3 protein-coding genes and 1 pseudogene are annotated in these 4,127 nt (G+C 71.8%); 3 read left to right on the top strand and 1 reads right to left on the bottom strand.

The annotated features are described in order from the left end of the window. Both gatA and gatB read left to right on the top strand, forming a co-directional pair. The coding region (gatA, locus tag ACJ73U_RS25850; RefSeq protein WP_407780299.1) for an Asp-tRNA(Asn)/Glu-tRNA(Gln) amidotransferase subunit GatA at positions 1 to 1,171 on the top strand (1,171 nt) is incomplete at its 5' end. Between the two features lie 3 nt (positions 1,172 to 1,174). Then, positions 1,175 to 2,668 carry an Asp-tRNA(Asn)/Glu-tRNA(Gln) amidotransferase subunit GatB gene (gatB, locus tag ACJ73U_RS25845; RefSeq protein WP_407780298.1) on the top strand — a complete coding sequence of 498 codons (1,494 nt, stop codon included), beginning with the start codon at positions 1,175 to 1,177 and terminating at the stop codon, positions 2,666 to 2,668. A gap of 190 nt (positions 2,669 to 2,858) precedes the next feature. On the opposite strand, the gene ACJ73U_RS25840 is transcribed toward gatB, so the two are convergent. Further along, complete coding sequence (locus tag ACJ73U_RS25840) at positions 2,859 to 3,467, bottom strand: response regulator (protein WP_407780300.1); 609 nt, start codon at positions 3,465 to 3,467, stop codon at positions 2,859 to 2,861. 479 nt (positions 3,468 to 3,946) lie between these two features. Here ACJ73U_RS25840 and ACJ73U_RS25835 point away from each other — a divergent pair. Next, positions 3,947 to 4,127, top strand: a pseudogene (locus tag ACJ73U_RS25835) (hypothetical protein); the annotation flags it as partial.

Below are 4,127 nucleotides of genomic sequence, written 5' to 3'. Positions count from 1 at the left end.
GTCGGCCGGGTTCGTCGTCGTGGGCAAGACGAACACCCCCGAGCTGGGCCTCATCCCGTCGACCGAGCCGACCGCGTACGGGCCGACCCACAACCCGTGGGACCTCGAACGCATCCCCGGCGGCTCCGGCGGCGGCTCGTCGGCCTCGCTGGCCGCCTTCGAGGCGCCGCTGGCCATCGGCACCGACACCGGCGGCTCGATCCGCCAGCCCGGCGCCGTGACCGGCACCGTGGGCGTGAAGCCGACCTACGGCACCGTGTCCCGCTACGGCCTCGTCGCGTTCTCCTCCTCGCTGGACCAGGCCGGGCCGTGCGCCCGTACGGTGCTCGACGCGGCCCTGCTGCACGAGGTGATCGCCGGCTACGACCCGATGGACTCCACCTCCATCAACCAGCCGGTGCGCCCGGTCGTCGAGGCCGCCCGCCAGGGCGCGACCGGCGACCTCAAGGGCGTCAAGGTCGGCGTGGTGCGCGAGTTCCGCGGCGAGGGCTACCAGGCGGGCGTCACCGCGGCGTTCGACCAGGCCGTCGAGACGCTGCGCGGGCTCGGCGCCGAGGTCGTCGAGGTCTCGTGCCCCCACTTCACCTACGCGCTGCCGGCGTACTACCTGATCGCGCCGAGCGAGGCGTCCTCGAACCTGGCCCGGTTCGACGCCATGCGGTACGGCCTGCGCGTCGGCGACGACGGCGAGGCCAGCGCCGAGCAGGTCATGGCCCTGACGCGCGAGGCCGGGTTCGGCCCCGAGGTCAAGCGCCGCATCATGATCGGCACGTACGCGCTGTCGTCCGGCTACTACGACGCCTACTACGGCCAGGCGCAGAAGGTGCGGACGCTCATCTCACAGGATTTCGAGCGCGCCTTCGGGGCCGTGGACGTCCTGGTCTCGCCGACCACCCCCACCACGGCCTTCCGCGTCGGCGAGCGCGTGGACGACCCGATGGCCATGTACCTCGCGGACCTGTGCACGATCCCCGCGAACCTCGCCGGCACGCCCGCCATCAGCGTCCCCGCCGGTCTCGCCGAGGAGGACGGGCTCCCGGTCGGCCTGCAGGTCATGGCGCCGGCGCTGCGGGAGCAGCGCATGTACAAGGTCGCGGCCGCCTACGAGGCCGCGCGTGACGCCGCCTCGGGCGGCGCACTGATCAACCGCGTGCCGGCGTTGGAGGCCTGAGCGATGACTGCTGTCCTGTCCTACGACGAGGTCCTCGAGCGCTTCGACCCCGTGCTGGGCCTCGAGGTGCACGTCGAGCTGAACACGTACACGAAGATGTTCTGCGGCTGCCCGACGGCGTTCGGCGCGGAGCCGAACACGCAGGTGTGCCCGACCTGCCTGGGCCTGCCGGGCTCGCTGCCGGTGGTGAACTCGGTCGCCGTCGAGTCGGCCATCCGCATCGGCCTGGCACTCGGGTGCGACATCGCGCCGTGGTGCCGGTTCGCGCGGAAGAACTACTTCTACCCGGACATGCCGAAGAACTTCCAGACGTCGCAGTACGACGAGCCGATCGCGTTCAACGGCTCGCTGACGATCACGCTGGACGACGGCACGCCCGTCGAGGTGGGCATCGAGCGCGCGCACATGGAGGAGGACACCGGCAAGTCGCTGCACGTCGGCGGCGCGACCGGTCGCATCCACGGCGCGGACCACTCGCTGCTGGACTACAACCGCGCGGGTGTGCCGCTGATCGAGATCGTGACGAAGCCGATCACCGGCACGGGCGTGCGGGCACCGGAGGTGGCGCGGGCGTACGTGACCGTGCTGCGGGACCTGCTGCGGGCGCTGGGGGTCTCGGACGTCCGCATGGACCAGGGCTCCCTGCGCTGCGACGCGAACGTGTCGCTGATGCCGCGCGGCACCACGGAGTTCGGCACCCGCACCGAGACGAAGAACGTCAACTCGCTGCGGTCGGTCGAGCGCGCGGTCCGGTACGAGATGACACGCCAGGCGGCGGTGCTGTCCGAGGGCGGCTCGATCCTGCAGGAGACCCGCCACTTCGACGAGTCGACCGGCACCACGTCCGCTGGTCGCCGCAAGGAGACGTCCGAGGACTACCGGTACTTCCCGGAGCCGGACCTGGTCCCGATCGCGCCGTCCAGCGAGTGGGTCGAGAAGCTGCGCACGACGCTGCCGGAGATGCCGTGGGAGCGGCGCAGGCGCATCCAGGAGGAGTGGCAGCTGACCGACCTGGAGCTGCGGGACCTCGTGAACGCGGGCGCCGTGGACCTGGTCGCGGCAACCGTCGACGCGGGTGCCTCCCCGGCCGAGGCCCGCGCGTGGTGGGTGGCCTACCTGGCGCAGGAGGCCAACTCGCGTGGCGTGGAACTGGCCGCGCTCGCGATCACGCCGGCGCAGGTGGCCCGGGTGTCGGCGCTGGTGGCCGAGGGCAAGCTGACGAACAAGCTGGCCCGCGGCGTCATCGACGGCGTTCTCGCCGGCGAGGGCTCGCCGGACGAGGTGGTGGCGGCCCGCGGCCTGGAGGTCGTGTCCGACGACAGCGCCCTGTACGCCGCGATCGACGACGCCCTGGCCGCCCAACCGGACGTCGCGGAGAAGATCCGCGGCGGCAAGGTCCAGGCGGCGGGCGCGATCGTCGGCGCGGTCATGAAGGCCACGAAGGGCCAGGCCGACGCGAAGCGCGTACGCGAACTGATCCTGCAACGCTGCCAGTAACCCGCGTGTCCAACGCTCAGGACCCGCGTGTCCAACGCTCCGGACCCGCGAGTTCAACGTTCGGGACCCGCGTGTCCAACGTTCGGGACCCGCGAGTTCAACGCTCTGGATCCGCGAGTTCAACGAATCCGACCGTTCCCGGCCGCGCGGATTTGTTGGACTCGGCGGTCCGTTCGGTTGGACACGCGGGTCAGAGCCAGCCGTTCTCGTCCGCGACCCGGACCGCTTCCATGCGGTTGCGGGTCGCGGTCTTGGCGATCGCGGCTGACAGGTAGTTGCGGACGGTGCCCTCCGACAGGAACAGCGTCGCCGCGATCTCGCCCACCGCGGCGCCGGACCGCGCGGCGACGAGCACGTCCCGTTCCCGCGCGGTCAGGGGCGACTCGCCCGCCGCCAGCGTCGCGACGGCGAGTGCCGGGTCCACCACCCGCTCCCCGGCCACCACTCGCCGGATCGCGTCGGCGAGCGCCTCCGCCGGCGCGTCCTTCACGACGAAACCGACCGCTCCCGCCTCCATCGCGCGCCGCAGGTAGCCGGCGCGGCCGAACGTCGTCAGCATGACCACCCGGCACGACGGCACCGCACCGGCGAGCAGGGACGCGGCCGCCAACCCGTCCAACCCGGGCATCTCGATGTCCAGCAACGCCACGTCCGGCCGCGACGACAGCGCGGCGTCGACGACCTCGTCACCGCGGCCGACGGACGCGACCACCGAGAAGTCCTCCTGCAACGACAGCAGCGTCCCGAGCGCCTCCCGCACCAGCGCCTGGTCGTCGGCGAGCAACAGGCGGATCGTCATGCCGGCACCGTGACCCGCAGCCGCCACCCGCGCGGGCTCACCGGGCCCGCCGACACGCTGCACGACGACACCGAGCAGGAGCAGCCCGCACACCACCTGGTCGATCTTCATCCAGACCGGGAACACGCCCGGCAACACGACGATCACCGCGATCGCCACCACCATCACCGCGGACAGGACCCGGACGCGGCGGTACGCCCCGCGCGAGCCGCGGCCCGCACGCGCAGTGAACGCGAACAGCAGTGCCGCGCTGAGGACCACGATCGTGCCGCGCACCCAGACCGCGTCGTTCACGGCGGCCTCGTCGTCGCGGAGCAGGACGATCGCGACCAGTGTCAGCACCGCCACGGCGAGGTAGGTCCCGACGAGTAGTTTCACGTTGTTCATGCTGGTCAGGGTCGTCCGATGGGGTCGGCACGGTTAGTGCCGTCGCCCATGAGGATCCGATGACATTTGTCATGGCTACGATGCCCGGCGCGATGACAGCCAAGTTCGCGGTCCTGGGGCCCCTGCAGATCACCGGCACGGACGGCCGGCTGCTGCGCCTGCGCGGAGACCGCCAGCGCTCGCTGCTCGCCATGCTGCTCTTCCACGCCAACCAGCGCGTCCCGACCGAGCGGCTGGTCGACGCGCTGTGGCCGGACATCCCGCCGAAGTCGT

Source organism: Actinophytocola sp., assembly GCF_045807065.1.
Classification (GTDB): domain Bacteria; phylum Actinomycetota; class Actinomycetes; order Mycobacteriales; family Pseudonocardiaceae; genus Actinophytocola.
This window is presented reverse-complemented; position numbering and strand designations above follow the sequence as displayed.

Excerpts from the sequence above, each read along its gene's own strand:
- gatB (WP_407780298.1), top strand. The coding sequence starts at position 1,175 with ATGACTGCTGTCCTGTCCTACGACGAGGTCCTCGAGCGCTTCGACCCC.
- ACJ73U_RS25840 (WP_407780300.1), bottom strand. The coding sequence starts at position 3,467 with ATGACGATCCGCCTGTTGCTCGCCGACGACCAGGCGCTGGTGCGGGAG.